This window comes from Paraplanobispora takensis, assembly GCF_016863195.1.
Classification (GTDB): domain Bacteria; phylum Actinomycetota; class Actinomycetes; order Streptosporangiales; family Streptosporangiaceae; genus Planobispora; species Planobispora takensis.
Map to the genome: position 1 here is coordinate 52,770 of NZ_BOOK01000017.1, position 23,340 is coordinate 76,109.

General features: G+C 72.1%; 24 protein-coding genes and 3 tRNA genes. 18 read left to right on the forward strand and 9 right to left on the reverse strand.

Features of this window, described 5'->3' with window-relative positions; all coding sequences use genetic code 11:
• The first annotated feature begins 3 nt into the window (after positions 1-3).
• Positions 4-540 (forward strand): PadR family transcriptional regulator, encoded by a 537-nt coding sequence (locus tag Pta02_RS13190; protein WP_203875078.1) that lies wholly within the window; start codon positions 4-6, stop codon positions 538-540.
• A 171-nt stretch (positions 541-711) separates the two neighbouring features.
• Here the strand turns inward: Pta02_RS13190 and Pta02_RS13195 are convergent, their stop codons facing one another.
• A complete protein-coding gene (locus Pta02_RS13195; protein ID WP_203875079.1) occupies positions 712-2,694 on the reverse strand; it encodes a M3 family metallopeptidase in 1,983 nt (660 codons plus the stop codon).
• Positions 2,695-2,888: 194 nt separating this feature from the next.
• Between Pta02_RS13195 and Pta02_RS13200 the strand changes: the two genes are divergently transcribed.
• The 4 genes from Pta02_RS13200 (at position 2,889) to Pta02_RS13215 (ending at position 4,315) form a co-directional block, all read left to right on the forward strand.
• Positions 2,889-2,960: transfer RNA gene (locus Pta02_RS13200), tRNA-Gln, on the forward strand.
• Between the two features lie 60 nt (positions 2,961-3,020).
• Positions 3,021-3,096, forward strand: a tRNA-Glu gene (locus tag Pta02_RS13205).
• A 15-nt stretch (positions 3,097-3,111) separates the two neighbouring features.
• Positions 3,112-3,184, forward strand: a tRNA-Glu gene (locus tag Pta02_RS13210).
• Between the two features lie 168 nt (positions 3,185-3,352).
• Positions 3,353-4,315 (forward strand): TlpA disulfide reductase family protein, encoded by a 963-nt coding sequence (locus tag Pta02_RS13215; protein ID WP_203875080.1) that lies wholly within the window; start codon positions 3,353-3,355, stop codon positions 4,313-4,315.
• 81 nt (positions 4,316-4,396) lie between these two features.
• On the opposite strand, the gene Pta02_RS13220 is transcribed toward Pta02_RS13215, so the two are convergent.
• Together Pta02_RS13220 and Pta02_RS13225 are read right to left on the reverse strand one after the other, a co-directional pair.
• Positions 4,397-6,133, reverse strand: coding sequence for a hypothetical protein (locus Pta02_RS13220; protein ID WP_203875081.1), 1,737 nt, complete (start codon positions 6,131-6,133; stop codon positions 4,397-4,399).
• Between the two features lie 65 nt (positions 6,134-6,198).
• The gene (locus tag Pta02_RS13225; protein ID WP_203875082.1) at positions 6,199-6,915 is read right to left on the reverse strand and encodes an IclR family transcriptional regulator; all 717 of its coding nucleotides are present in this window, start codon (positions 6,913-6,915) and stop codon (positions 6,199-6,201) included.
• 97 nt (positions 6,916-7,012) lie between these two features.
• Between Pta02_RS13225 and leuC the strand changes: the two genes are divergently transcribed.
• The 4 genes from leuC to Pta02_RS13245 all read left to right on the forward strand — a co-directional run bounded on the left by leuC (position 7,013) and on the right by Pta02_RS13245 (position 9,664).
• A complete protein-coding gene (gene leuC, locus Pta02_RS13230; protein WP_203875083.1) occupies positions 7,013-8,392 on the forward strand; it encodes a 3-isopropylmalate dehydratase large subunit in 1,380 nt (459 codons plus the stop codon).
• An 11-nt stretch (positions 8,393-8,403) separates the two neighbouring features.
• Positions 8,404-8,991 (forward strand): 3-isopropylmalate dehydratase small subunit, encoded by a 588-nt coding sequence (leuD, locus tag Pta02_RS13235; RefSeq protein WP_203875084.1) that lies wholly within the window; start codon positions 8,404-8,406, stop codon positions 8,989-8,991.
• Positions 8,970-9,224, forward strand: coding sequence for an SCO5555 family protein (locus tag Pta02_RS13240; protein ID WP_203875085.1), 255 nt, complete (start codon positions 8,970-8,972; stop codon positions 9,222-9,224). Before leuD ends, Pta02_RS13240 begins: the two co-directional genes overlap by 22 nt.
• 143 nt (positions 9,225-9,367) lie before the next feature.
• Positions 9,368-9,664 (forward strand): HU family DNA-binding protein, encoded by a 297-nt coding sequence (locus Pta02_RS13245; protein ID WP_203875086.1) that lies wholly within the window; start codon positions 9,368-9,370, stop codon positions 9,662-9,664.
• Between the two features lie 90 nt (positions 9,665-9,754).
• Here the strand turns inward: Pta02_RS13245 and Pta02_RS13250 are convergent, their stop codons facing one another.
• Positions 9,755-9,958 (reverse strand): hypothetical protein, encoded by a 204-nt coding sequence (locus tag Pta02_RS13250; RefSeq protein WP_203875087.1) that lies wholly within the window; start codon positions 9,956-9,958, stop codon positions 9,755-9,757.
• Between the two features lie 133 nt (positions 9,959-10,091).
• Between Pta02_RS13250 and Pta02_RS13255 the strand changes: the two genes are divergently transcribed.
• Complete coding sequence (locus tag Pta02_RS13255) at positions 10,092-11,324, forward strand: MFS transporter (protein ID WP_239130433.1); 1,233 nt, start codon at positions 10,092-10,094, stop codon at positions 11,322-11,324.
• Here Pta02_RS13255 and Pta02_RS13260 read toward each other — a convergent pair.
• Entirely contained in the window at positions 11,272-12,039 is a 768-nt protein-coding gene (locus Pta02_RS13260; RefSeq protein WP_203875088.1) for a TetR/AcrR family transcriptional regulator, read from the reverse strand. The genes Pta02_RS13255 and Pta02_RS13260 overlap by 53 nt on opposite strands.
• 218 nt (positions 12,040-12,257) lie before the next feature.
• Here Pta02_RS13260 and Pta02_RS13265 point away from each other — a divergent pair, with 218 nt between their 5' ends.
• Positions 12,258-13,715, forward strand: coding sequence for an MFS transporter (locus tag Pta02_RS13265; RefSeq protein ID WP_203875089.1), 1,458 nt, complete (start codon positions 12,258-12,260; stop codon positions 13,713-13,715).
• Between the two features lie 65 nt (positions 13,716-13,780).
• On the opposite strand, the gene cofC is transcribed toward Pta02_RS13265, so the two are convergent.
• Positions 13,781-14,461, reverse strand: coding sequence for a 2-phospho-L-lactate guanylyltransferase (cofC, locus tag Pta02_RS13270; RefSeq protein WP_203875090.1), 681 nt, complete (start codon positions 14,459-14,461; stop codon positions 13,781-13,783).
• 67 nt (positions 14,462-14,528) lie between these two features.
• On the opposite strand from cofC, the gene Pta02_RS13275 reads away from it, so the two are divergent.
• The 4 genes from Pta02_RS13275 to Pta02_RS13290 all read left to right on the forward strand — a co-directional run bounded on the left by Pta02_RS13275 (position 14,529) and on the right by Pta02_RS13290 (position 18,656).
• Positions 14,529-15,242 (forward strand): lysophospholipid acyltransferase family protein, encoded by a 714-nt coding sequence (locus Pta02_RS13275; protein WP_203875091.1) that lies wholly within the window; start codon positions 14,529-14,531, stop codon positions 15,240-15,242.
• 20 nt (positions 15,243-15,262) lie between these two features.
• A complete protein-coding gene (locus Pta02_RS13280) occupies positions 15,263-16,270 on the forward strand; it encodes an NAD(P)H-dependent glycerol-3-phosphate dehydrogenase (protein WP_203875092.1) in 1,008 nt (335 codons plus the stop codon).
• Positions 16,271-16,278: 8 nt separating this feature from the next.
• Entirely contained in the window at positions 16,279-17,481 is a 1,203-nt protein-coding gene (locus Pta02_RS13285; RefSeq protein ID WP_203875140.1) for a trans-sulfuration enzyme family protein, read from the forward strand.
• Between the two features lie 65 nt (positions 17,482-17,546).
• Positions 17,547-18,656 carry a D-alanine--D-alanine ligase family protein gene (locus Pta02_RS13290; RefSeq protein ID WP_203875093.1) on the forward strand — a complete coding sequence of 370 codons (1,110 nt, stop codon included), beginning with the start codon at positions 17,547-17,549 and terminating at the stop codon, positions 18,654-18,656.
• On the opposite strand, the gene Pta02_RS13295 is transcribed toward Pta02_RS13290, so the two are convergent.
• Together Pta02_RS13295 and Pta02_RS13300 are read right to left on the reverse strand one after the other, a co-directional pair.
• A complete protein-coding gene (locus Pta02_RS13295; RefSeq protein ID WP_203875094.1) occupies positions 18,639-19,085 on the reverse strand; it encodes a DUF3515 domain-containing protein in 447 nt (148 codons plus the stop codon). The two genes, Pta02_RS13290 and Pta02_RS13295, sit on opposite strands and share 18 nt — an antisense overlap.
• A 25-nt stretch (positions 19,086-19,110) precedes the next feature.
• Positions 19,111-19,344, reverse strand: a complete 234-nt coding sequence (locus tag Pta02_RS13300; RefSeq protein WP_203875095.1) for an Lrp/AsnC family transcriptional regulator — start codon at positions 19,342-19,344, stop codon at positions 19,111-19,113.
• Between the two features lie 51 nt (positions 19,345-19,395).
• Between Pta02_RS13300 and Pta02_RS13305 the strand changes: the two genes are divergently transcribed.
• The 3 genes from Pta02_RS13305 to thiD all read left to right on the forward strand — a co-directional run bounded on the left by Pta02_RS13305 (position 19,396) and on the right by thiD (position 22,830).
• Positions 19,396-20,457: a thiamine-phosphate kinase gene (locus Pta02_RS13305; RefSeq protein ID WP_203875096.1), complete on the forward strand. Its 1,062-nt coding sequence runs from the start codon at positions 19,396-19,398 to the stop codon at positions 20,455-20,457.
• 98 nt (positions 20,458-20,555) lie between these two features.
• On the forward strand, positions 20,556-21,869 hold the full coding sequence (locus Pta02_RS13310) for a hypothetical protein (RefSeq protein WP_203875097.1): 1,314 nt from the start codon (positions 20,556-20,558) through the stop codon (positions 21,867-21,869).
• A 154-nt stretch (positions 21,870-22,023) separates the two neighbouring features.
• A complete protein-coding gene (thiD, locus tag Pta02_RS13315) occupies positions 22,024-22,830 on the forward strand; it encodes a bifunctional hydroxymethylpyrimidine kinase/phosphomethylpyrimidine kinase (protein WP_203875098.1) in 807 nt (268 codons plus the stop codon).
• A 145-nt stretch (positions 22,831-22,975) separates the two neighbouring features.
• On the opposite strand, the gene rpmB is transcribed toward thiD, so the two are convergent.
• The gene (gene rpmB, locus Pta02_RS13320) at positions 22,976-23,161 is read right to left on the reverse strand and encodes a 50S ribosomal protein L28 (RefSeq protein ID WP_068926498.1); all 186 of its coding nucleotides are present in this window, start codon (positions 23,159-23,161) and stop codon (positions 22,976-22,978) included.
• Between the last annotated feature and the right edge of the window lie 179 nt (positions 23,162-23,340).

Below are 23,340 nucleotides of genomic sequence, written 5' to 3' on the forward strand. Positions count from 1 at the left end.
CCCATGGCAAGCGGAGACCTGACCCTGTCGATCCTCGGGCTCCTCGGTGAGGGGCCGATGCACGGCTACGAGCTCAAGGCCCGCATCCACCGGCTCAGCGGCCATCTCCGCCCGGTCAGCGACGGCGCCCTCTACCCGGCCATCACCCGGCTGGAGAAGAGCGGGCTCGTGGAGCGGCACGAGGAGGAGGGGGCCGGGGCCGCCCGCCGCCAGGTGCTGACCCTGACCGACGCCGGGCGGGCCGAGCTGCTGCGGCGGCTGCGTGAGCCGGCCGATCTCGACATCAGCGACCAGACCCGCTTCTTCGGGCTGCTGACCTTCCTGTCGCAGCTGCCCAGGCGCGCCGACCGGGCCGAAGTGCTCCGCCGCCGCCTGGCCTTCCTGGAGACCCCCGCGAGCTTCTTCTACGAGGAGGACAGGCCGCTGCGGGCCGAGGAGGTCCCCGACCCGTTCCACCGCGGCATGCTGCTGATCGCCCGGGCCACCGGGGACGCCGAGAAGCGGTGGCTGAGGGAGACCCTCGCCGAGCTGGAGTCCTGACGACCCGGGCCGCGCTCCCGGCCGCCGAGACCGCCGAGACCGTCGGGACCACCAGGGCCCGCCGGGGAGTCCGGCGGGCCCGGAGGGGCATGGCGAGTCCCGGAGGGCCGGAGAGCCGCGCCGGGTCCGGGAGCGTCCCGATGCGCCGGCCGCTCGGCGGGCCCCGGTGCGTCAGCCGCCCAGCAGGCCCCGGCGCTCCAGCAGCGGCTCGATGCGCGGGTCACGGCCGCGGAAGTCGCGGAAGGCGTCCATCACGTCCTTGGAGCCGCCGACCGACAGCAGCGTGGACCGGAAGTGGTCGCCGTTCTCGCGGGTCAGGCCGCCGTTCTCCTTGAACCACTCGACGCTCTCGGCGTCCAGCACCTCGCTCCAGATGTAGGAGTAGTAGCCGGCGCTGTAGCCGCCCACGCCGCCGGAGAAGATGTGCGCGAAGTAGTTGGTCCTGTAGCGGGTGCGGACCTGCTCGAAGGCGATCCCGGCGCGCTCCAGGGCCGCGTTCTCGAAGGCCTCGGCGTCGGTGACGGTCTCGCCGGGGGCCAGCCGGTGCCAGGCCCAGTCCAGCAGGGCGGCGGCGAGATACTCCACCGTCGTGAAGCCCTGGTTGAACTTCTCGGCGGCCTTCATCTTCTCCAGCAGCTCCGCGGGCACCGGCTCGCCGGTCTCGTGGTGCTTGGCGAAGTTGGCCAGGACGGACGGCCAGGTCGCCCACATCTCGTTGACCTGCGAGGGATACTCCACGAAGTCGCGGGGGACCTCGGTGCCGGAGACCCGGGGGAAGCGCACGTCGGAGAACAGGCCGTGCAGGGCGTGGCCGAACTCGTGGAAGGCGGTGTTGACCTCGTCGAAGGTCAGCAGGGTCGGGCCCTCGGCGGGCTTGGTGATGTTGAGGTTGTTCATCACCACGGGCCGCTCGCCGAACAGGTGGGACTGGTCGACGAGGTTGTTCATCCACGCGCCGCCGCGCTTGGTGGGCCGCGCGTAGGGGTCCAGCAGGAACAGGCCCAGCGGCGAGCCGTCGGCGTTGGACACCTCGTAGACCCGCACGTCGGGGTGATAGCCGGCCAGGTCGGGCCGGTCGGCGAAGGTGATGCCGTACAGCTCGGTGGCGGCGTGGAAGATGCCGTCCTTCACCACCCGGTCCAGCTCGAAGTAGGGGCGCAGCTCGGAGCTGTCGAAGTCGTAGCGGGCCTTGCGCACCTTCTCGGCGTAGAACGACCAGTCCCACGGCTCGATGGGGAAGCCGGCCTGCTCGCTCAGCGCCTCGGCCTCCCGGCGGGCGTTGGCCACCGCCGGGCCGGTCAGCTTGCCGAGCATCTCCTCGACGGCCCCGGTGGTCTTGGCCGTCTGGTCGGCGACGGTGTAGGCGGCGTGGTCCGGGTAACCGAGCAGGGCGGCGCGCTCGGCGCGCAGGGTCGCCATCCTGATCGCCAGCTCGAAGTTCTCCGGGGCGCGATTGACCGACAGCTCGTACAGCCTGCGCCGGGTCTCCCTGCTGGTCAGCTCGGCCAGGGCGGGCTGGTTGGTGAAGTTCAGCAGCGGCAGGACGTACTTGCCGTCCTTCTCGATCGCCTTGATGGCGCTCTCCGAGAGCCCGTCCAGCTCCGCGGGGTCCTCGACGACGAGCGCCGAGGCGGTGCTGGCCTTCAGCAGGTTCTGCGAGAAGGTCGTGCCGAGCGTGGACAGCTCCTCGTTGAGCTGCTTGAGCCGCTCCTGCTCGGACTCCGACAGGTCGGCGCCGGCCCGGATGAAGTCCACCCGGTACTTCTCCAGCAGCCAGGCCTCCTGCGGGTCCTCGGCGGAGACCTGCTTGATCCGCGCGTAGAGGGCGCGGTCGAGGTGGATGGCGTCGTTGTGCTTGGTGAGGCGGGGGGAGATCTCGGTCTCGATCTCCCTGATGCCGTCGGTCGCGTCCGAGGAGGCGATGCTGAAGAACACGGTCGCCACCCGCTTGAGGACCCGGCCCGAGCGCTCCAGGGCCTCGATGGTGTTGGCGAAGGTCGCCGGCTCGGGGTTGCCCGCGATCTCCGCCACCTCCCGCAGCTGCTCGGCCATGCCGTGCTCGAAGGCGGGCAGGTAGTGCTCCTCGCGGATCTGCGCGAAGGGGGGCAGGCTGTAGGGCAGCGTGCTGGCTGCGAAGAAGGGATTGTCGGCCACGGTGCGGGCTCCTCTTATGCGAAGAATCTTCTGGATTGCCTTCTGGAGCAGCGTTACATAACGGGCCTCCGATAAGCACTCGGAAGGCTCCCGGTTCGCTTCGAGCCGACTGGCCGCCCCCGTTTTGGCCTTGGCCCTCAAGGTGGGCTATTCTTTCGGAGTCGCCAGGGAGGCCGCAGGGCAGCCCGGAGCGGTGGGGTATGGTGTAATTGGCAGCACGACTGATTCTGGTTCAGTTAGTCTAGGTTCGAGTCCTGGTACCCCAGCGGTAACTCCTCCCGGAGTTGTCAGGATTCGGCTATGCCGAATCCGCCCCCAGTGTGCAGGGTCCCGTCGTCTAGTGGCCTAGGACGCCGCCCTCTCAAGGCGGTAACGCCGGTTCGAATCCGGTCGGGACTACCAATCGCACACACGCAAGGCTCCGTCGTCTAGTGGCCTAGGACGCCGCCCTCTCAAGGCGGTAGCGCCGGTTCGAATCCGGTCGGGGCTACCTTGCGGAACCCCCGGAAGCGCTCGCTTCCGGGGGTTTCCTGCGTTTCCGGACCCCATCCCTCCGTCTCGGGCTCACTCCCTCGGCTGATTCCCGGGCTCCACCCCTTGACTGGATAGCTCTGCTGTCCAACTATTGGATAGCAACACTATCCAAGGAGGGGTCAAGATGATCACTTTGCTGGCGGACGGCCGGGAGAGCACGGTCGAGGGCATGGTCGTCCCGCACGGCGTGACCGTCCTGGGCTGGGAGCGCAAGCCGCACGGCTGGTGCCGGGGCGACGCCTGCCTGCCCTCGTTCCGCGCCGCGGCGGCCGAGACCGGGCAGGGCGTGGATCTGGCGGCCTTCGCCGGGCTGCTCGGCCGGCCGGTGGTGGCCGACGAGGAGGAGGGGGTCGTCGCGGTCGGCGAGCCCGCCGGGACCGCCATGGACGTGGCGCCGGAGTTCGAGGAACTGACGCGGCTGCGCGGCCGCAAGGTGGCCCTGGTCTTCTGGGCCTCCTGGTGCGGCTGCCGCTACGACCTGCCCGCCTGGGACGAGCTCCACCGCGAGCTGTCCGGCCACGGTTTCAGCGTGCTCAGCGTCTCCCTGGACCGCGAGCCCGCCGACGCCCGCGAGTGGCTGGCCGGCACCGACCATCCGGCGGTGGTCGACGCCGACGGCCGCATCGCGGAGCTGTACAACGTGATCAACGTGCCGACCGTGGTCTGGGTCGACGAGGCCGGCCGCGTCGCCCGGCCGCAGGACACCATGACGGCCACCGACACCTTCCGCTCGATGAACGGCCTGTCCTCCGAGCGGGCCGTGGCGGCCCTGCGCCGGTGGGTGGTCGACGGCGAGGCCGGCACGACCCTGCGCGAGCTGCGGGCCCCCACCGAGGACGAATGCCTGGCCCGCCTGCACGCGCGGATCGCGGCCTGGCTGCTGCGCTCGGGCCGTACGGCCGCCGCCGAGCGGCACCTGAGGACGGCCGCCGGCCTCGCCCCGCACGACCTGGCCATCCGCCGCGGGCTCCTGCCGCTGCGGGGCGTCGACCCGTTCGGCGAGGAGTACTTCGCCCTGCGCGAGGAGCTGGAGACCGCGGGCATCGCGATCTACCGTCCGCTCCCGGACTGGCAGGAGACCGCCTGACGACCCCGATCCCGACCCCGATCCCGGCCCCGGGGCCGGCACGGCGAGGCGTCCGGCGCCGGGGCGAGACGGGCGGCCCGGTCAGTTCTCGTGGGAGCGGGCCTTGAACAGGGCGCGTTTGGCGGCCTTGCCGACCTGGCGGTCGGGGTGGGCCTTGGCGATGGCCTCCAGAAGCTCCTCCAGGTGCGGGTGGCGGACCTTCCAGATCACGTCCAGCAGGGGGATCAGCGTCGAGGCCGGGCCGATGTCGTCGAGGCTGCCGACGAACTCCGGGCGGCCGAGGCCGGCGGAGATGGTCAGCATGTCGAGGATCAGCCAGTGGGTGTCGGCCTGGGTGGGCGCGGGCACGTCGTCGACGCCGAGCTGGGCCAGGTGGGTCGCCGCGTAGGGGCGCAGGGACGGCTCGTCGAGGGCCTCGCGCCAGGCGGGCACGGCCGCCTCGCCGAGCGAGCCGACCACGCTGGCGGCCTGCACCCTGACCAGGGCGTCGGCGTCGTCCTCCGCCGCGGCCCGCAGCAGCTCCCCGGCGGCCTGGCCGGGCTCGCGCAGCTCCATCCAGGCGTCGAACTCGGCGTCCGCCTCCTCCTCGGGCAGCTCGGCGCTGAAGGCGAGCAGGTCCAGCGCCGTCATCGCGTCGATGGCGGGCCGGGCGTCCAGCTCGATGTCCTCCTCGTCCACGAGGTGGACGAGGCCCTCGGTGCCCAGCGGCGTCAGCCGTACGTGCTCGTGCTCGACCTCGACCATGCCGTAGCCGCACAGCCAGTCGAGCACCGGGTTCAGCGGGTCGCCGTAGCGCTTGGTCGCGGCCGCCCACGCCTCGGCGCCCAGGTCGTCGTATTCGGCGGCGGCCTCGGCCAGTTCGGAGCGGAGGTCGGCCAGGGACTTGGAGCCGCCGGCCAGCAGCACCCGCAGCAGCAGCGCCCGGGTCAGCCCGGACAGGGCGATCGTGGCCTCTTCGTCGTCGAGCTCGGGGTCGCCGTAGTCGATCGAGTGCAGGCCGGTCAGCCAGGCGTCGAGGACGTCGTCGTCGTCGTCGAAGGGCCACTCGGCGGCGTCGGGGTCGGCGCTGACGGTGTCCTCTCCCTCCGGCTGGAGGAAGTCGAGGTCGATGGCGAGGTTCCAGACGTTCCAGAGCGCGGGGACGGAGTCGGCCAGCGGGCCGCCGTCCGCGGCGGGCGGGGGGAAGCCCAGGGCGGCCACGGCCTCGGCGATCTCGGCGTCGGTGAGCAGGTTCTCCTCGCCCACCCGGCGCGCGGTGCCGACCCAGACCGCGAGGTCGCGGGCCTTGCCGATCAGCACCGACGCGCGGGCCGCCGCGGCCAGCTCGGAGTCCGGGCGCAGCCGGATCGTCGGCAGCGCGGCGAGCTCGTCGGCGAACGGCTCGAAGTCGCCCAGCCCCTCGACCTGGTCGTCGTCCTCGTCGTCGTAGTCGTCGTCCGAGACGGCGTCCTCCATCGCGTCGACGACGTCGTCCTCGATGCGGTCGAGTTCGGTGAGCAGGTCGCGCAGCGGGGACGAGCCCTTGGCCAGCCGGTCCGTATCCGACAGGAAGGTCAGATAGGAGCGGACGGCGGGCACGATGCCCTCGGCCGCGGCCTCGGGGTCCTCCACCACCTGGGGCATCCGGTCGAGCAGGACCGCGCGCAGGTCGGCCGTCCTCCACCGGCCGGCGTCGTCGGAGGCGATGAGCCGGTGCCACAGGGCCACGGAGCCCACGAGGCCTGAGTCGCTGCCGGGCGCGTTCTCCCGCGCCCAGAGGATGAATTCTTGGAGCAGGGGACGCAGTTCAGCCGCGGCTGCCTCGATGCGATCTGTCACCCGCCCAGCCTAGGGGCCCGCAGGGGTCCTTGCCTCCCGATATCGAACGGCTCGCCCGGATGGGCTCAGCCGTTGCGGCGCATCGACTCGGTGATCCGCTCGGCGGCGGCGACCACGGGGGCGGCGTGCATGCGGCCGGGGGTCCGGGTGAGGCGCTCGATCGGCCCGGAGACCGAGATGGCGGCGACGACCTTGCCGCCGGTGCCCCGGATCGGCGCCGAGACGCTGGCCACCCCCTGCTCGCGCTCGCCGACGCTGTGGGCCCAGCCCCGGCGCCGGACGCTGGACAGCGTGGCCGCGGTGAACTTGGCGCCGCGCAGGCCGCGGTGCAGGCGGTCGGGCTCCTCCCAGGCCAGCAGGATCTGCGCGGCCGAGCCGGCGAACATCGGCAGCGCCGAACCGACCGGCACGGTGTCGCGCAGCCCGCTGGCGCGCTCGGCGGCGGCCACGCACACGCGCTCGTCGCCCTGGCGCCGGTAAAGTTGTGCACTTTCTCCGGTCATGTCCCTGAGCTGGGTCAAGATCGGCGCGGCGACGGCCAGCAGCCGGTCCTCGCCGGCCGCCGTGGACAGCTCCGACAGCCGCGGTCCCAGTACGAACCGGCCCTGCGTGTCGCGGGAGACGATGCGGTGATGCTCGAGCGCGACCGCCAGCCGGTGGGCCGTGGGACGCGCCAGACCGGTCGCCTGGACGAGTTGCGCCAGGGAAGCCGGGCCGGCCTCGAGTGCGTTGAGCACGAGAACGGCCTTGTCGAGTACGCCGACTCCGCTAGAGTTGTCCATACACCGATACTGCCGTCTCGACATATGAGAAAGCAAGTCGGAGCCGTGCCGATGCGACGAAGCGCCGCGCACGGATAAGGGATCGCGAGGAGGCGACATGGGCCGCACGCTGGCGGAGAAGGTCTGGGAGCAGCACGTCGTGCGACGTGCCGAGGGAGAACCCGACCTGCTCTACATCGACCTTCACCTCGTCCACGAGGTGACCAGCCCGCAGGCGTTCGACGGCCTGCGCATGGCGGGGCGCAAGGTGCGGCGGCCGGACCTCACCATCGCCACCGAGGACCACAACGTGCCGACCGTGCTCGGCCCGATCTCCGACCCGGTCTCCAAGACCCAGGTCGAGACGCTGCGCAAGAACTGCGCGGAGTTCGGCGTCCGGCTGCACCCCATGGGTGACGCGGGCCAGGGCGTCGTGCACATCATCGGGCCGCAGTTCGGCCTCACCCAGCCCGGCATGACCATCGTGTGTGGGGATTCTCACACCTCCACCCACGGGGCCTTCGGCGGCATCGCCTTCGGCATCGGCACCTCCGAGGTGGAGCACGTGCTGGCCACCCAGACGCTGCCCGCCTACCGGCCCAAGACGATGGCCATCGAGGTCTCCGGGGAGCTGCCGACCGGCGTCACCGCCAAGGACCTGATCCTGGCGATCATCGCCAAGATCGGCACCGGCGGCGGCCAGGGCTACATCGTCGAGTACCGCGGCGAGGCCGTCCGCAAGCTCTCCATGGAGGGCCGGATGACCGTCTGCAACATGTCCATCGAGGCCGGCGCCCGGGCGGGCATGATCGCTCCGGACGAGACCACCTTCGAGTACCTCAAGGGCCGCCCCCACGCGCCGACCGGCGCCGCCTGGGACGCCGCGGTCGAGTACTGGAAGTCGCTGACGACCGACGCCGACGCCGTCTTCGACACCGTCGTGGAGATCGACGCCTCGACGCTGACCCCGTTCGTCACCTGGGGGACCAACCCCGGCCAGGGTGCTCCGCTGGGGACGGCCGTGCCGGTCCCCGAGGAGACCGACGACCCGGCCGCCGCCCGCCGCGCGCTGGAGTACATGGGGCTGACCGCGGGCACCCCGCTGCGCGAGATCGCGGTGGACACGGTCTTCGTCGGCTCCTGCACCAACGGCCGCCTGGAGGACCTGCGGGCCGCCGCCGAGGTGCTGCGCGGGCGCAAGGTCGTCACCCGCACGCTGATCGTCCCCGGCTCGATGCTGGTCAAGCTCCAGGCCGAGCAGGAGGGTCTGCACGAGGTGTTCAAGGCCGCGGGCGCCGAGTGGCGCGAGGCGGGCTGCTCGATGTGCCTGGGGATGAACCCCGACACCCTCGCCCCCGGCGAGCGCAGCGCCTCGACCTCCAACCGCAACTTCGAGGGGCGCCAGGGCAAGGGCGGCCGCACCCACCTGGTGTCGCCCGCCGTCGCCGCCGCCACCGCCGTCACCGGCAAACTGACCGCCCCCGCCGACCTGGCCTAGGAGACCTGACGATGGAAGCCTTTACCACCCACACCGGCCGGGTCGTGCCGCTGCGCCGCAGCAACGTCGACACCGACCAGATCATCCCGGCCGTCTGGCTCAAGCAGGTCAGCCGTACCGGCTTCGAGAAGGGCCTGTTCTCCGCCTGGCGCGAGGACCCCGGCTTCGTGCTGAACCAGCCCGCCTACCAGGGCGCCTCGATCCTGGTCTCCGGCCCCGACTTCGGCACCGGCTCCTCGCGCGAGCACGCCGTGTGGGCCCTGCAGCAGTACGGCTTCCGCGTCGTGATCGCGGCGCGGTTCGGCGACATCTTCCGCAACAACTCCACCAAGATGGGGCTGCTCCCGGTCGTCCTGCCCGCCGAGACCGTCGAGGCCCTGCAGTCGGCCGCCGAGGCCGACCCCGCCCTGGAGGTCACCGTCGACCTGGGCGAGCGCCGGGTCGTCTGGGCGGGGGAGAGCGCCGGGTTCGAGATCGACGACTACACGCGCTGGCGGCTGATGGAGGGCCTGGACGACATCGGGCTGACCCTGCGCAACGCGGACGACATCGCGGCATACGAGAATGGTCGGCAGTCATGGCTGCCGACGACCGTCTGACACGTTCAGAAGAGGATCTGGCGCGGCGGTTGCGCGAGGCGCACCGCCGCGTCCGCGCGCTGTCCGTCGCCCCGGAGGTGAGGCAGCGCCTGCACCGGCGCCTGCTGGGCATCTGCGACCTGTCCAAGCGCGACCTCGAGCACGCCGCCACCCGCCTGGATTCGTTCCTTTTGGAGGTCGATGTCCTGGTTTCGGACACGCGGAGTGCTGGAAATATTGCGGAAGGTGATTGAGTCGCACGCTTCTGTCCCCTAATTTCAAGCGGGTAAGGGGTTTCTCGCTCCGCCAGAGACCCTGCCGCGACACATCGGGTGAGACGGGCTTTCTTTTCCCGGGCCCACTCCCGTACATCTGCAACAAGGGGAGCGCAACCTTCATGAACAAGAAAGAACTCGTCGACGCCATCGCGGGTCGGGTGGGCGACAGGAAGACGGCCACCGAGGCCGTGAACGCGGTGCTGGACGCCATCCAGAGCGCCGTCGCCGGTGGCGACAAGGTCTCCATCACGGGCTTCGGCGCCTTCGAGATGGTGCACAAGCCGGCCCGCACGGCCAGGAACCCTTCGACCGGCGCCGAGATCAAGGTGGCCGAGAGCTGGGCGCCGAAGTTCCGCCCGGGCTCCGACTTCAAGGACCTGGTCAACGAGGGCGGCAAGAAGGCCGCCAAGAAGTAGGCCTTTCGCGCAGGCGCCCGGATCCCCGCAGCGGGTCCGGGCGTCTCGCGTGTGCGGGGCCCGGCGGGCGGCGGGACGCGGCCGGAGGGCTCAGCCGGGCACGGGGAACGTCGAGAGCGTCACGTAGGTGACGCGGCCGCCGTCCATGACGATGTTGACCCGCTGCCCCGATCGCAGCAGCCGCAGCGGTCCGGCGTCGAAGGCCGCCGCGTCGAACGGGATCTCGGTCCCGTCGTCCAGGAACACCGAGCCCGCCCGGGTCTCCGGGTCAAAGATCCGCACCGTCGCCTGCACGCCACCACACTAACGCCCGCGCCGCCCGCATTCCCGCGGTGCGGCGCCCGCCGTACGGGAGACGACCCGCGCTCCCGCGGCGCGCCGTACGGGAAAAGGGTTTGACCGGCCGGGCGGGGGACGGGGACGATGCGTGATCGTGCGTGCCGGGACCAAGGGCGCCGGGATGTGGCGGGACAGGTCGTTCCGGTTGTTCCTCGGGGCCGACGCGATCAGTCAGTTCGGGACCCAGGTCACCATCGTCGCCCTGCCGCTGGTGGCGGTGCTCGCCCTCGGCGCGGGCCCGATGGAGATCGGCCTGCTCACCGCCGCCGAGACCGCGGCGTTCCTGCTCGTCGGGCTGCCCGCCGGGGTGTGGGTGGACCGGCTGCGCCGCCGCCCGATCCTGATCTGGAGCGACCTGCTGCGCGCCGCCGCGCTGCTGTCGGTCCCGCTGGCCGCCGCGCTCGACGCGCTCACCCTGCCCCAGCTCTATCTCGTCGCGCTGCTCATCGGCCTCGGCTCGGTCTTCTTCGACGTGGCGCACATGAGCTTTCTGCCCTCACTGGTCGGCAGGGACGACCTGCTGCGCGGGAACGGCGTCCTGGAGACGCTGCGCGGAACAGGCGTCCTGTCCGGTCCGGCGCTGGGCGGCTGGCTGGTGCACGTGCTCACCGCGCCGATCGCCCTCCTGGCCGACGCGGTCAGCTATCTGGTCTCGGCACTGCTGCTCGGCGGGGTCCGCGCGCAGGAGGCGCCCCCGCCCGCGGGGGAGCGCCGCAGGCTCGGGGAGGAGGTCGCCGAGGGGGTTCGCTACGTCGCCGGCCACCCGGTGCTCCGCCGGGTGGCCATGGTCGGCGGGCTGGTCATGCTGTCGAACGGCGTCTGGCTGGTCGCCCAGCCTCTCTTCCTGCTCAAGACCCTCGGCGTGAGCCCGGCGGTGTACGGCCTGCTGCTGAGCGGCGGCGCCGTCGGAGGGCTGGCCGGCGCGGTCCTCGCCCCCCGCGTGGCGGACCGCTTCGGGGTCGGGCGGGCGATGTACGGCGGGGCGGCCGCGGCGGCCGTGACCATCCTGCTCATCCCGCTGACCGGCCAGGGCTGGCGGCTGGCGCTGTACCCGCTGGGCTGCCTGCTCAACGGCGTGGCCGGTTCGGTGTTCAGCATCAACCAGCTCAGCTACCGTCAGCGGATCACCCCGGAGCGCATGCTCGGCCGGATGAACGCCAGCATGCGGTTCCTGATGTGGGGCGCGGCGCCGCTCGGCGGGCTGCTCGGCGGAGCGCTGGGGACGTGGTCCGGCCCGCACGAGCTCCTGTGGATCGCCGCGTGCGGCATCAGCGCGGCTCACCTGCCGGTGCTGACCTGTCGCCGGACTCTCCGGCTGTAGCGGCCTCCTCGACGAAGGAGGCCAGGCCGCGGATGACGATCTCCACGGCCAGGTCGAACCGGTCGTTCTGGGAACCGGAGACCATGTGGGGGGCCAGCGCGCTCAGGTTGGGGAACCGGTCGGGCGGCAGGTCCTCGAAATACTGCTGGAAGGTCTCGCTGACCTTCGTCCACGAGAAGTCGGAGGAGTCGCGGTAGCGGTCCTGCCAGATGCTCTCCTCGAAGGCGAACGCGTCGACGAGGGTGGACAGCAGGTCGCCCGCGCGCGCCGCCACCGGGTCGGGCAGGCCCGCCAGGCGGAAGATGGTGACGAGCTTCTCCATCTGCGGCAGCACCTCGGGGCTGAACGGCACCCCGACCATGGAGATCCTGGCCAGGTCGCGGTGCCGGCGCAGGCGGTCCAGGCCCTCGCGGGCGAACTCGGCCACCTGCTCCCGCCAGCGCGCGGGGTCGGGATCGGGCACCTCCCAGCCCCTGAAGAGCCGCAGGTACATCAGCTCCAGCAGCTCGTCCTTGCTGCTCACGTGGGTGTAGAGGGCCGAGACCGCGACGCCCAGCTCGGCGGCGACCTGGCGCATGCTCAGCTTGTCGTAGCCCTCGCGGTCGAGGACCACGTAGGCCGCGTCGACGATCCGCTCCGGAGTGAGCGGGACGCGGACGGGGGCGGCGCGGCGGCGTGACCGGTCCCAGGGCAGCGCGGGCAGCTCCTCACTCATGTCCGCAGTCTACCGGCATCAGAACATTGATCGGGTTTAGTGAACACTGATCAGTTTCAAGACATATCTTGTCCAGCCGATAGATGCGTCATATCTTGAGAACACCGCACAGTCTGCTGAACGGTGTTCACCAGAGGTGTTCCGATGGTGTACGGTGAACGCTGTTCAGATTTACTGATCACTGTTCAGTTCGAACCCCCGGACCCTGAGGAGTCCCCATGACCGCAGATGTGAAGACATCCGCCCCCTCGCCGCCGGTGCCGGCCGCCTACCGCTGGCGCTGGGCGGCCCTGTTCGTGATCCTGGCCGCCGAGGTGATGGACCTCATCGACGCGATGGTCACGAACATCGCCGCCCCCAGCATCCGCGAGGACCTGGGCGGCACCCCCGCCACCATCCAGTGGCTCGGCGCCGCCTACACGCTCTCGATGGCCGTCGGCCTGATCACCGGCGGGCGGCTCGGCGACATCTTCGGGCGCAAGCGCATGTTCCTGATCGGAGCCGTCGGCTTCACCGCCGGCTCCCTGCTGTGCGGGATCGCGCAGTCCCCCGAGCTGCTCGTCGGCGCGCGGGTCCTGCAGGGCCTGTTCGGCGCGGTGATGCTGCCCCAGGGGCTCGGCATGATCAAGGAGATGTTCCCGCCGGACGAGATGGGCAAGGCCTTCGGCCTGTTCGGCCCGGTCATGGGCCTGTCCTCGGTCGGCGGTCCCATCCTGGCGGGCTGGCTGGTCGACGCCGACTTCTTCGGCACCGGCTGGCGCATGATCTTCCTCATCAACCTGCCGCTCGGCCTGGCCGCCGTCGTCGCCGGGCTGCGCTTCCTGCCGGAGTCCCGCTCGCCGCACCCGCTCAAGCTGGACGTCCCGGGTGTGCTGCTGGCCACGCTGGGCGGGCTGCTGCTGGTCTACCCGCTGGTCCAGGGACGGGAGAGCGGCTGGCCGGTCTGGTCCTTCGTCATGATGGGCGCCTCCGTCGCGGTGTTCGGGATCTTCGGCTGGTTCGAGTCCCGCAAGAGCCGCACCGGCGGTGACCCGCTGGTCGTGCCCAGCCTGTTCCGCAAGCGGGCGTTCACCGGCGGCCTGGTGACCGGCCTGGTCTTCTTCTCCTCCATGGCGGGCTTCACCCTGGTCTTCAACCTCTACACCCAGATCGGCCTGGGCTACTCCACCCTGCAGGCGGGCCTCGTCATGATCCCCTGGTCGCTGGGCATGGTCGCCGGCTTCGGCGTCGCCCAGGCCGTCCAGCGCTTCGGCCGCAAGGTCCTGCAGGGCGGCGTGCTGGTCATGCTCGCCGGCACCCTCGGCCTGCTGTTCACCGTCTCCGTCGCGGGCGCGACGGTCACCCCCTGGCAGTTCGTCCCCGCCCTCGTGGTCACCGGCCTCGGCATGGGCATGCTGATGGCGCCCTTCTTCGACATCGTCCTGGCCGGTGTCGAGCAGCACGAGACCGGATCGGCCTCCGGCACGCTCACCGCCGTCCAGCAGCTCGGCGGCGCCTTCGGCGTGGCCCTGCTCGGCACGGTCTTCTTCGACATGCTGGCCGCGCAGGCGGTCCCCGACTTCGGCGGGGTGATGACCGCCATCCTGTGGGTGGTCGCCGGGATGCTCCTGCTGACCTTCCTGGTGGCCTTCCTGCTGCCCCGGCAGGCCCGGCAGGAGGAGCACGCCGGGCACTGAACCGGCAACCGGCGGGCGCCGGACCGGCCCGGGGCGCCCCGCAGCGCCCGGGATGTCGGAGCAGATCAGATCAGGGGGGTCTCCCGGCCGGGGGACCCCCCGATGCGTTCCGCCACGGCGAGGGTGCGGGAGCCCACGCCGAGGGTGAGGGCGGCCCGCAGGTCGTCGGGGGTGTCGACGTCGCGGCGGACGGAGTCGACCCCGTTCAGGCACAGCTCCTTGGCGCCGCGCCGCAGGTGGCGGTCACGCGACTCGCCGCCGAAGCCGGGGGCGAAGGCGGCGCCGGGCCGTGCCCCGTAGAAGGTCGTGCCGACCTCGGCGGCGTCGGGCAGGAAGGACTGCTCGAACTCCGCGGCGGCGGCGAGGACGACGGCCAGCTCCGCGGGGCGCAGCGCCGGCAGGTCGGCCTGGAGCGCCCCCACCGCGTCGCCGGGCGCCAGCCGTACCGCCTCGCCGGCGCCGTGGCGCAGCGCCGCGTTGAGCCCCGCCTCGGGGTCGGCCACCACGTGGGCCCCCACCCCGGACAGCGCGTCGGCCGCCACGGGATCACCCGTCACCACCACGACGCGGGCGACGGGCGGGCAGCGCAGCGCGGCCTCGACGGTGTCGCAGGCGATCGCCACGGCCAGCGCGGCCCGATGCGGGCCCGCCGCCTCGGACAGCCGGGTCTTGGCGGCGACCAGCGTCTTGACCGGGACGACGAGGGTCCACCCGAAGCTCTGGTGAGGAGGCATAACCTTAAGCATCCCGCCTCGACACAATCCGGAGCCAACCGGGAGACTTGAGGCGCACCCCGTGCAGATGGAGGAGCACATGAGACGTCCGGGCTGGCCGACCAGGTTCTGGGTCGCCCTGGCCGTGGTGATCGTCAAGCCGATCTCCTGGCTCCTGGTGAAGAAGGACTGGCGGCGGGCCGACCGGCTGCCCCGCGAGGGCGCCATGATCATGGCGACGAACCATCTGTCGTGGCTGGACCCGATCCTGATCGCCCACTTCCTCTACAACAACGGGCGCTGGCCGGTGATCCTGGCCAAGGCCGCGCTCTTCAAGGTGCCGGGACTGGGCCGCGCGGTGCGCTCGCTGCTGGCCATCCCGGTCTACCGGGGCAGCGCCGACGCCATCCGCTCGCTGAGGGCCGCCGAGGAGCGCATCGCCGAGGGATCGTGCGTGATGTTCTATCCCGAGGGCACCTGCACCCGCGACCCGAACTTCTGGCCGATGGAGGGCAAGACCGGGGCCGCCAGGATGGCCCTGGAGACCGGCGTGCCGGTGATCCCGGTGGCGCACTGGGGCGCCCAGGAGATCCTGCCCTACGGCAGCAGGCGGCCCCGGCTGCTGCCCCGCAAGACCTTCCGCGTGCTGGTCGGCCCGCCGGTGGACCTGTCGAAGTACCGGGACCGGCCGATCCAGGCCGACGTCCTGCGCGAGGCCACCGCCGACATCATGGCGGCGATCACGGCCCTCCTCGCCGAACTGCGCGGGGAGAAGGCGCCCGATGTGCCCTTCAAGAAGCCCTCTCACGGCTGAGTTCGGCGTACGGTGATGAAATGACCAAGGCGGCCGTATTCGGGACGGGCTCATGGGGCACCACCTTCGCGATGCTCCTCGCGGGGGCGGGCACGGAGACGATCCTGTGGGGCAGACGCGCGGAGGTCGTCGAGGCGATCGACCGGCGCCACGTCAACCCCGACTACCTGCCGGACACGGTGCTGCCCGACACGCTGCGCGCCACCACCGACCCGGCCGAGGCCCTCGACGGCGCCGACTTCGTGGTGCTGGCCGTGCCCTCGCAGACCCTGCGGGGCAACCTGACCGCCTGGAAGCCCCACCTGCCGCCGGAGGCGGTGCTGGTGAGCCTGATGAAGGGCATCGAGCTCGGCACCACCAAGCGGATGAGCGAGGTGATCTGCGAGGTGGCCGAGGTGCCGCAGGAGCGGGTCGCGGTGGTCTCCGGCCCCAACCTGGTCGGTGAGATCGTCCTCGGGCAGCCCGCGGCGACCGTGGTGGCCTGCCCCGACGAGCGGGTCGCCGAACGCCTGCAGGAGGCCTGCCACCTGCCCTGGTTCCGGGCCTACACCAACCCCGACGTGGTGGGCGTCGAGCTCGGCGGGGCGGTCAAGAACGTGATCGCCCTGGCGGTCGGGGTCGCCGCGGGCATGGGGCTGGGCGACAACGTCGGGGCGATGCTCATGACGCGCGGCCTGGCGGAGATCTCCCGGCTGGGCGCGGCCCTGGGCGCCGACCCGCACACCTTCGCCGGCCTGGCCGGGATGGGCGACCTGGTGGCGACCTGCACCTCGCCGCTGTCGCGCAACCGCACCTTCGGCGAGAACCTCGGCAAGGGCATGACCCTGGAGGAGGTGATCGCCGCGACCAAGCAGACCGCCGAGGGCGTCAAGTCCTGCGAGTCGGTCCTGGAGCTGGCCAGGAAGCACGACGTGGAGATGCCGATCACCGAGGTCGTGGTGGCCGTCGTCCACGACGGCATGCCTCCCGGCGAGGCCGGGATGCTGCTGATGTCCCGCAGTCCCAAACCCGAACGGTACGGCGTGTGAACCGACGCATGTCCCGGCTCCCGGGCGAGAACACCCGTTCGGCGCACCTGCCGGACCCGGTGACGCCCGGACCGGCCCCCCTCGGCCCGCCGGTCTGGCGCAGCTCCGCCTGGCGCTTCGACACCGCCGCCGACCACACCGAGGCCCCCGGCGGCAAGGCCCGTCGTCCGGTCGAGAACCCCACCGTCGCCGCGTTCGCCGCGGCCGTGGCCTCGCTGGAGGGCGCGGCGGCCCCCAAGGACGTCGCCGGTCAGGCCTTCTCCTCGGGGATGGCGGCGGTCAACGCGGTGCTGATGACCTTCCTGCGCGCGGGGACGCACGTCGTGGCCCCCGCCCCGGTGCACGGCGGCACCCACTCGCTGATCACCAACGTGCTGTCCAGGTTCGGGGTGAGCGCCGACTTCGTCGACTACGCCGACCTGAACCGGGTGCACGAGGCGGTCAGGTCCAGCACCAAGATCATATACGCGGAGACGCTGTCCGACCCGGCGACGGCCGTGGCCGACATCCGCGGCCTCTACCGGATCGCCCGCGCCGCCGGGGCGCTGCTGGTGGTCGACTCGACCCACGCCACCCCCGTCGTGTGCCGGCCCCTGGAGCACGGGGCCGACCTGGTGGTGCACTTCGCGGCCCCCTACCTCGGCGGGCACGACGACTGCGCCGGCGGGGTCGTCGTGGGCCGTCCCGACCTGGTGTCCCGGCTCCGTGAGGTCGTGGCCGACACCGGCGGCACGCTCTCGCCCGACGAGGCCTTCCTGCTGCGCCGCGGGGTGGAGACCCTCACGCTGCGGGTGCGCCGCATGTGCGCCACCGCGACGGTGTTCGCCGCCGCCGTGGCCAAGCACCCCGCCGTCCGCAAGGTCGGCTACCCCGGACTGCCGGGCCATCCGGGCCACCGGCTCGCCAGGCACCTGTTCGACTCCGGTCCCGAGGGCACCCGGTACGGCGCCTGCGTGACGGTCATCCCGCACGGCGGCCACGACGCCGGGGCGCGGCTCCTGGACGCCCTCCGCCTGGTCTCGATCTCCGGCTCGGCCGGCGGCACCCGCACCAAGGCCGTCCACGCGGCCTCCGCCGGTCGCCGCCAGCCCGGAGGGGGACCGGGGGCCGACGCGGCGGCCGTGCGCTTCTCCATCGGCCTGGAGGACGCCGAGGACCTCATCATGGACGTCACCGAGGCGCTCGACTCCCTGCGGACGTCACGGACATAGCGCATCGCGGATATGGCGCGTCCGGCAACCGGATCGACCTCCCAGAGGGGGTAGATTCGGTCATCATGAGCGAGCAGCACACGCCCCGGCCACGGGTCGCAGTCCTCTTCGGTGGCCGCAACTCCGAGCACGCCGTCTCCATCCTCGGAGCGGGAAGCGTGCTGGAGGTCATCGACCGGTCCAAGTACGAGGTGATCCCCGTGGGGATCGCCCGGGACGGGCGGTGGGTGCTCGCCTCCGGCGACCAGCGCTACGCGATCGAGGGTGGCGAGCTGCCGTCCATCGACGCCCGGGGGGCGGAGCTGGCGCTGCCGTCGGGCGGCGGCTCGCTGGTGGCCTACGACGCCGGTGAGATCCCCGTCGAGCTCGGCCGGGTCGACGTGGTCTTCCCGGTCATGCACGGCCCGTTCGCCGAGGACGGCACCATCCAGGGGCTGCTGGAGATGGCCGGGGTCCGCTACGTCGGCTCCGGGGTGCTCGCCAGCGCGGTCGGCATGGACAAGTCCTACATGAAGATGGTGCTGGCCGCCTCGGGCCTGCCCGTCGGCCCGTACGTCACGATCCGCGACCGCGACTGGCGCACCGACCGCGACCGGGTGCTGAAGGAGGTCCAGGAGCTCGGCTGGCCGGTCTTCGTCAAGCCCGCCAGGGCCGGGTCCAGCCAGGGCATCTCCAAGGCCAGCGACCTGGAGGAGCTGGAGCGGGCCGTCGAGTTCGCCCGCGAGCACGACCCCAAGGTGCTGGTCGAGGCGGCCGTCACCGGGCGGGAGATCGAGTGCGCGGTGCTGCAGTCGCCGGGCGACGCGCCCCCGCAGGCCAGCGTCCCCGGCGAGGTCCTGGTCCGCGGCGACCACGAGTTCTTCGACTTCGAGGCCAAGTACATCGGCGACGACATGTCCCTGTCGGTGCCCGCCGACATCCCCGGCGAGGTGGCCGAGGACCTGCGGGCGATGGCCGTGCGGGCCTTCGAGGCGCTGGGGTGCGAGGGACTGTCGCGGGTCGACTTCTTCTACACGTCCGACGGGCGGCTGATCCTCAACGAGATCAACACGATGCCGGGCTTCACCGCGATGTCGGTGGCGCCGCAGCTGTGGGCCGCCAGCGGCCTGCCGTACGGCGAGCTGGTCGACCGGCTGATCCGGCTCGCGCTGGAGCGCTCACCCGGTCTGCGCTAGCGCGGCCTTGACGGGATCCGCGAGGTCGACCAGGACGGCCTCCGGAACGTGCTTGCGGGAGATCGTCACCTCGACGTAGGCCGCCCTGCCGACGGAGGTGAACAACGTCGGCAGGGACGGGGAGCTGAACCACGCCACGTCGTTGATCACGGGCACCTCGTCCGTGGGTGCCATGTTCACCGGCCGGGGGACCCCGCAGCGCAGTGCGATCTCGCCCTCCCCCCACACGGCGACGTACGGCGAGGCGGGCACGGACTCCACCCGCTCCGCCCCCTTGAGCGTCTGCGGCAGCCGCTCGACGAGCGTCCTGCAGGCGGCCGCGGCCTCGCCCTCCGGGGTGGGAGGGTCCAGCCGGACCGCGCCCCCGCACCCCGCCAGGATCAGCAGGGCGCAGGCGCAGCCCGCCCAACGGGCGAACCGGAATGGCATGTGACTTTCCTGCGAATCGGATGGATCAGATATGGACGATGGGACACGTGAGCGTGCGCGTGATGCCGTCCACCGCCTGAATCTGGGCGACCACGAGTTTCCCCAGCTCGTCGACATTGCGGGCTTCGGCACGCACGATCACGTCGTAGGGACCGGTGACGTCCTCCGCCTGGGTGACGCCGGAGATCCCGGAGATCTCACTCGCCACGCGGGCGGCCTTGCCGACCTCGGTCTGGATAAGGATGTAGGCCTGCACCATAACGTCCTCCCGGGTGATGGGATCAGTGCCGGAGGGCCACCGTACCCTGTGATGAACGGGAGGTGCGTCATCACAGTCGGAGATCTCGGCGAATTCGGAATCGTTGCACGTATTGCCGGACGCCTGCCCCAGAGCGGGGCCGTACTGCTCGGCCCCGGGGACGACGCCGCCGTGGTGGGCGCGCCCGACGGGCGGGTCGTCGTGACAACAGACATGTTGCTCGAGGGTAGGCACTTCCGTCGTGACTGGTCTAGTCCATATGACATCGGTCGTAAAGCCGCAGCGCAGAACCTTTCCGACGTCATTGCGATGGGAGCCGATCCCACCGCGATCGTCGTGGGCCTCGGCCTGCCCTCCGACGTCGGCACCGGCTGGCTGGACGACCTGACCGACGGCTTCCGCGACGAGTGCGACCTGGTCGGAGCCGGGGTCGCGGGGGGCGACACCACCCGCTGCGATCTCGTGGTGATCTCCGTCACCGCCCTGGGGGACCTGGGCGGGCGCGCGCCGGTCACCCGCTCGGGGGCCCGGCCGGGCGACGTGGTCGCGGTGGCGGGACGGCTCGGCCACGCCGCGGCGGGCCTGGCGCTGCTGGAGTCCGGGCACGAGGGTCTGCCCGGCCCGGACGGTCGGCGAAGAGACGACCCGCGGAGAGACGACCCGCGGAGAGACGGACGCGCGGAGCCGTACGGGTCGGACGAGCGGCGGGAGGACGGCGTGGCGGGGCTGGTCGGAGCGCACCGCCGCCCCCGGCCGCCCTACCCGTGCGGGCCCCAGGCCGCCGCGCTGGGCGCGACCGCGATGCTGGACGTCAGCGACGGCCTGCTGCAGGACCTCGGGCATGTGGCCAGGGCCAGCGGGGTGGGCATCGCGCTCGATCCCGGGGCCTTCACCGTCACCCCGGAGATGGAGCGGGTCGCCCGCCTGCTCGCCGCCGACCCGCTGGACTGGGTGCTCACCGGGGGCGAGGACCACGCCCTGGCGGCGACCTTCCCTGCGGAGGTACGGCTGCCGCCCGCCTGGACCGTGGTGGGCCGGGTGACCGGCGGCGAGGGAGTGCAGGTCAGCGGCCGGACGGTGGGGCAGGGCGGCTGGGACCACTTCCGGATGTGACATTCCTCATTTCATGCGTCATCAGTGAAATTTGTGACAAACGCGTATTGAAGATGTTATGAAGATGGGCGGCCATCGTTCCCGGAGAAAGAGGTGACATGGGCCGCCACGGAGGACGTGGAGAGGGACCCTCCCACGACAGGGAGAAACCCGAGCCCGCTCAGGAGCCGGACCATCGCGACGAGCCGATCGGGCGCCGGCTCCGTCCCGAGGAGTCGGCCGGGACCCACCCCGGATGGCCGGCCGGTGCGGAGACCGTCACCGGCTTCCCCGCGTCAGGGGAACCGGGATGGTCGCACGAGCCGCCGGGACCGCATGGACCCGGATGGCCGCACGAGCCGCCTGGACCGCGGGAGCCGGGATGGCCGCACGAGGCGGAGACCGTCGCCGGGTGGCCGGACGAGCCCCTGACCTCGGGCGGGACCGGGTTCCTGGGATCTGGGTGGTCGTCCGAGCCGGAGCCGCGTGACGCGCGCTCCGGGAGGGCGGGCCGCTCGGAGGCGGACGAGCTCGACTGGCCCGACGAGGGACGGGGCGTGGGCGGGCGGATCAAGATGACGGTGCTGGCCGTGACCGCGGTGGCCGCGGTGATCGGCGGCACCGTGGCCGGTGTCCAGGCGTGGAAGAGCCCGGGCGCCGCCAGCGCCGACTGCTCCTCCGAGAACTGCTTCGCGGCCGCGCCGGGCGCCTCCCCGTCGGGGCCGGAGGCCACCGGTCCGGAGACGGACGACGCGCCGCCCTCCGAGGACGTCCCCGCGGTCGGGGACCCCGCGCAGGCCGGGGAGGAGACGACCGCCCCGCCCTCGCAGACCTCCGCCCCGCCCCGCGGCACGGGCCGTGACCGCCGTCCGGACCCCACCCCGACCTCCACCCGCGCGCCGCGCGAAGGCGACGTGACCGATGACGGGTCGTCCGCCGACGGGCCGCAGGACGACCAGCCCTCGGCGGCGGAGGAGACCGCCGAGCCGCTCGGCGTCGACCGGGACGACAGGAACGACGCCCCGGCGCCGAACCCCTCGTCCTCCCAGACCCCGACGGCGAGCCCCTCCTCGCTCTCCGACCCGCCCGGGCCCGCCGACCCCTCCGACCCGGAGGGTCCGCCGTCCGTGACCGGCGGTGCGGCGATCAGCGTCGGCTTCGGCGTCGTGCGGCAGCGCTCACGCGCCTACACCGCCGAAGTGGTGATCGCCGCCGACGAGAAGGTCGGCCCCCTGCGGCTGACCCTCCCGGTGAGCGGAGAGGTCTCCTCGGTCTCCGGGGCCGAGTGGAGCCAGGACGGCGACAGCCTGCTGCTGAAGTCCACCGAGGGCCTGACGGAGGGCGGCGAGCTGGTCGTCACCTTCACCGCCACCGGCCGCGCCCGGGCACCGCGGACCTGTGAGAGCGCCCAGGGGGAGTGCTCGGTCACCTGATCGCGCCGTCAGGGCGGTCTCAGGAGGACCGGTACGGCCGTCGCCCGGCCGGACGAACCCGGTCGGGCAGACCGGGGTGTGCGAGGTACGGCCTGGGCCCGGTCCGATGGAATCGGAGACCCGGGTACGGCCGCCGCCTGGTTGGATGAGAGGTATGACCGTTCCGTCCCCTCCCCGCGTCCTGACCGTCGCCGGCTCCGACTCCGGCGGCGGCGCGGGCATCCAGGCCGACCTGAAGACCATGCTGGCCCTCGGCGTGCACGGCATGAGCGTGATCGCCGCGGTGACCGCGCAGAACTCGCTCGGCGTCCAGGGCTACTGGGAGCTGCCGCCCGAGGCGGTGCGCGCCCAGCTCGGCTCCGTGCTCGGCGACATCGGCGCCCAGGCGATCAAGACCGGGATGCTGGCCTCGCCCGTGCTGGTGGAGACCGTGGCCGAGGTGCTGTCCGGGGTGGACGCGCCGGTCGTGGTCGACCCGGTGGGAGTCTCCAAGCACGGCGACGCGCTGCTCGCCCCCGAGGCCGTGGACACGGTGAAGTCGAAGCTGCTGCGCGTGGCCACCGTCGTCACCCCCAACCTGTGGGAGGTCGCCCAGCTCACCGGCGTCAAGGTCGAGGACGAGAAGGACCTGCCCCGGGCGGCCGAGGCCGTTCTGGAGCTGGGACCGGCCTGGGCGCTGATCAAGGGCGGCCACCTGCCCGGGGCCCCGGTGGACCTGCTGACGGACGGCACCCGGGAGTTCCGCCTCACCGCCGAGCGCCACGACAACCGCCACACCCACGGCACCGGCTGCACCCTGGCCTCGGCCATCGCCTCCCACCTGGCCCTGGGCGAGGACGTCCCGTCGGCGGTGGAGAAGGCCAAGGCGTACGTCACCGGCGCGATCGCCCGCGGCTTCCCCCTGGGCGCGGGCATCGGCCCGGTCGACCACGCCTGGCGCTGGCGCGGCGGCCAGGAGTAGGGACGCGCCGCCCGGGCCCCCGCCAGGAGCGGGGACGCGCCGCTCAGGTCTCCGCCACGACGGGGACCCCGGCGGCGCACCCCGGCCGCACATGCCGACAGCCCGCCGTCCCGGGTGGGGACGGCGGGCTGTCGGAAGTCTGGGACTAGCGGGTGACCTTGCCCGCCTTGATGCAGGAGGTGCACACGTTCAGCCGCTTCGGCGTGCCGTTCACGACCGCGCGCACGGGCTGGATGTTCGGCTTCCAGTTGCGGCGGGTGCGGCGGTGCGAGTGGGAGATGTTGTTGCCGAAGATCGGCTTCTTAGCGCAGACGTCGCAGACGGAAGCCACGGTTCGCTCCTTCAATCAGTCGAGAGACCCGATCCGCTTGGCGGTCATCGGGCATGCCGGGACAACCGGCTGGCCAAACGAGGATATCCGATGCCTGACCATGCATGCCAACGCGAGCTGCCACGACAGGCCCAACGGGGATAATCTCCGGAAGGCAACCGTAGCGCATCCGGCGGCGG

Coding starts and splice junctions, on each gene's coding strand:
- Pta02_RS13190 (WP_203875078.1), top strand. CDS start 4: ATGGCAAGCGGAGACCTGACCCTGTCGATCCTCGGGCTCCTCGGTGAG.
- Pta02_RS13215 (WP_203875080.1), top strand. CDS start 3,353: ATGATCACTTTGCTGGCGGACGGCCGGGAGAGCACGGTCGAGGGCATG.
- Pta02_RS13225 (WP_203875082.1), bottom strand. CDS start 6,915: ATGGACAACTCTAGCGGAGTCGGCGTACTCGACAAGGCCGTTCTCGTG.
- leuC (WP_203875083.1), top strand. CDS start 7,013: ATGGGCCGCACGCTGGCGGAGAAGGTCTGGGAGCAGCACGTCGTGCGA.
- leuD (WP_203875084.1), top strand. CDS start 8,404: ATGGAAGCCTTTACCACCCACACCGGCCGGGTCGTGCCGCTGCGCCGC.
- Pta02_RS13240 (WP_203875085.1), top strand. CDS start 8,970: ATGGCTGCCGACGACCGTCTGACACGTTCAGAAGAGGATCTGGCGCGG.
- Pta02_RS13245 (WP_203875086.1), top strand. CDS start 9,368: ATGAACAAGAAAGAACTCGTCGACGCCATCGCGGGTCGGGTGGGCGAC.
- Pta02_RS13260 (WP_203875088.1), bottom strand. CDS start 12,039: ATGAGTGAGGAGCTGCCCGCGCTGCCCTGGGACCGGTCACGCCGCCGC.
- Pta02_RS13265 (WP_203875089.1), top strand. CDS start 12,258: ATGACCGCAGATGTGAAGACATCCGCCCCCTCGCCGCCGGTGCCGGCC.
- cofC (WP_203875090.1), bottom strand. CDS start 14,461: ATGCTTAAGGTTATGCCTCCTCACCAGAGCTTCGGGTGGACCCTCGTC.
- Pta02_RS13275 (WP_203875091.1), top strand. CDS start 14,529: ATGAGACGTCCGGGCTGGCCGACCAGGTTCTGGGTCGCCCTGGCCGTG.
- Pta02_RS13280 (WP_203875092.1), top strand. CDS start 15,263: ATGACCAAGGCGGCCGTATTCGGGACGGGCTCATGGGGCACCACCTTC.
- Pta02_RS13285 (WP_203875140.1), top strand. CDS start 16,279: ATGTCCCGGCTCCCGGGCGAGAACACCCGTTCGGCGCACCTGCCGGAC.
- Pta02_RS13290 (WP_203875093.1), top strand. CDS start 17,547: ATGAGCGAGCAGCACACGCCCCGGCCACGGGTCGCAGTCCTCTTCGGT.
- Pta02_RS13295 (WP_203875094.1), bottom strand. CDS start 19,085: ATGCCATTCCGGTTCGCCCGTTGGGCGGGCTGCGCCTGCGCCCTGCTG.
- Pta02_RS13300 (WP_203875095.1), bottom strand. CDS start 19,344: ATGGTGCAGGCCTACATCCTTATCCAGACCGAGGTCGGCAAGGCCGCC.
- Pta02_RS13305 (WP_203875096.1), top strand. CDS start 19,396: ATGAACGGGAGGTGCGTCATCACAGTCGGAGATCTCGGCGAATTCGGA.
- Pta02_RS13310 (WP_203875097.1), top strand. CDS start 20,556: ATGGGCCGCCACGGAGGACGTGGAGAGGGACCCTCCCACGACAGGGAG.
- thiD (WP_203875098.1), top strand. CDS start 22,024: ATGACCGTTCCGTCCCCTCCCCGCGTCCTGACCGTCGCCGGCTCCGAC.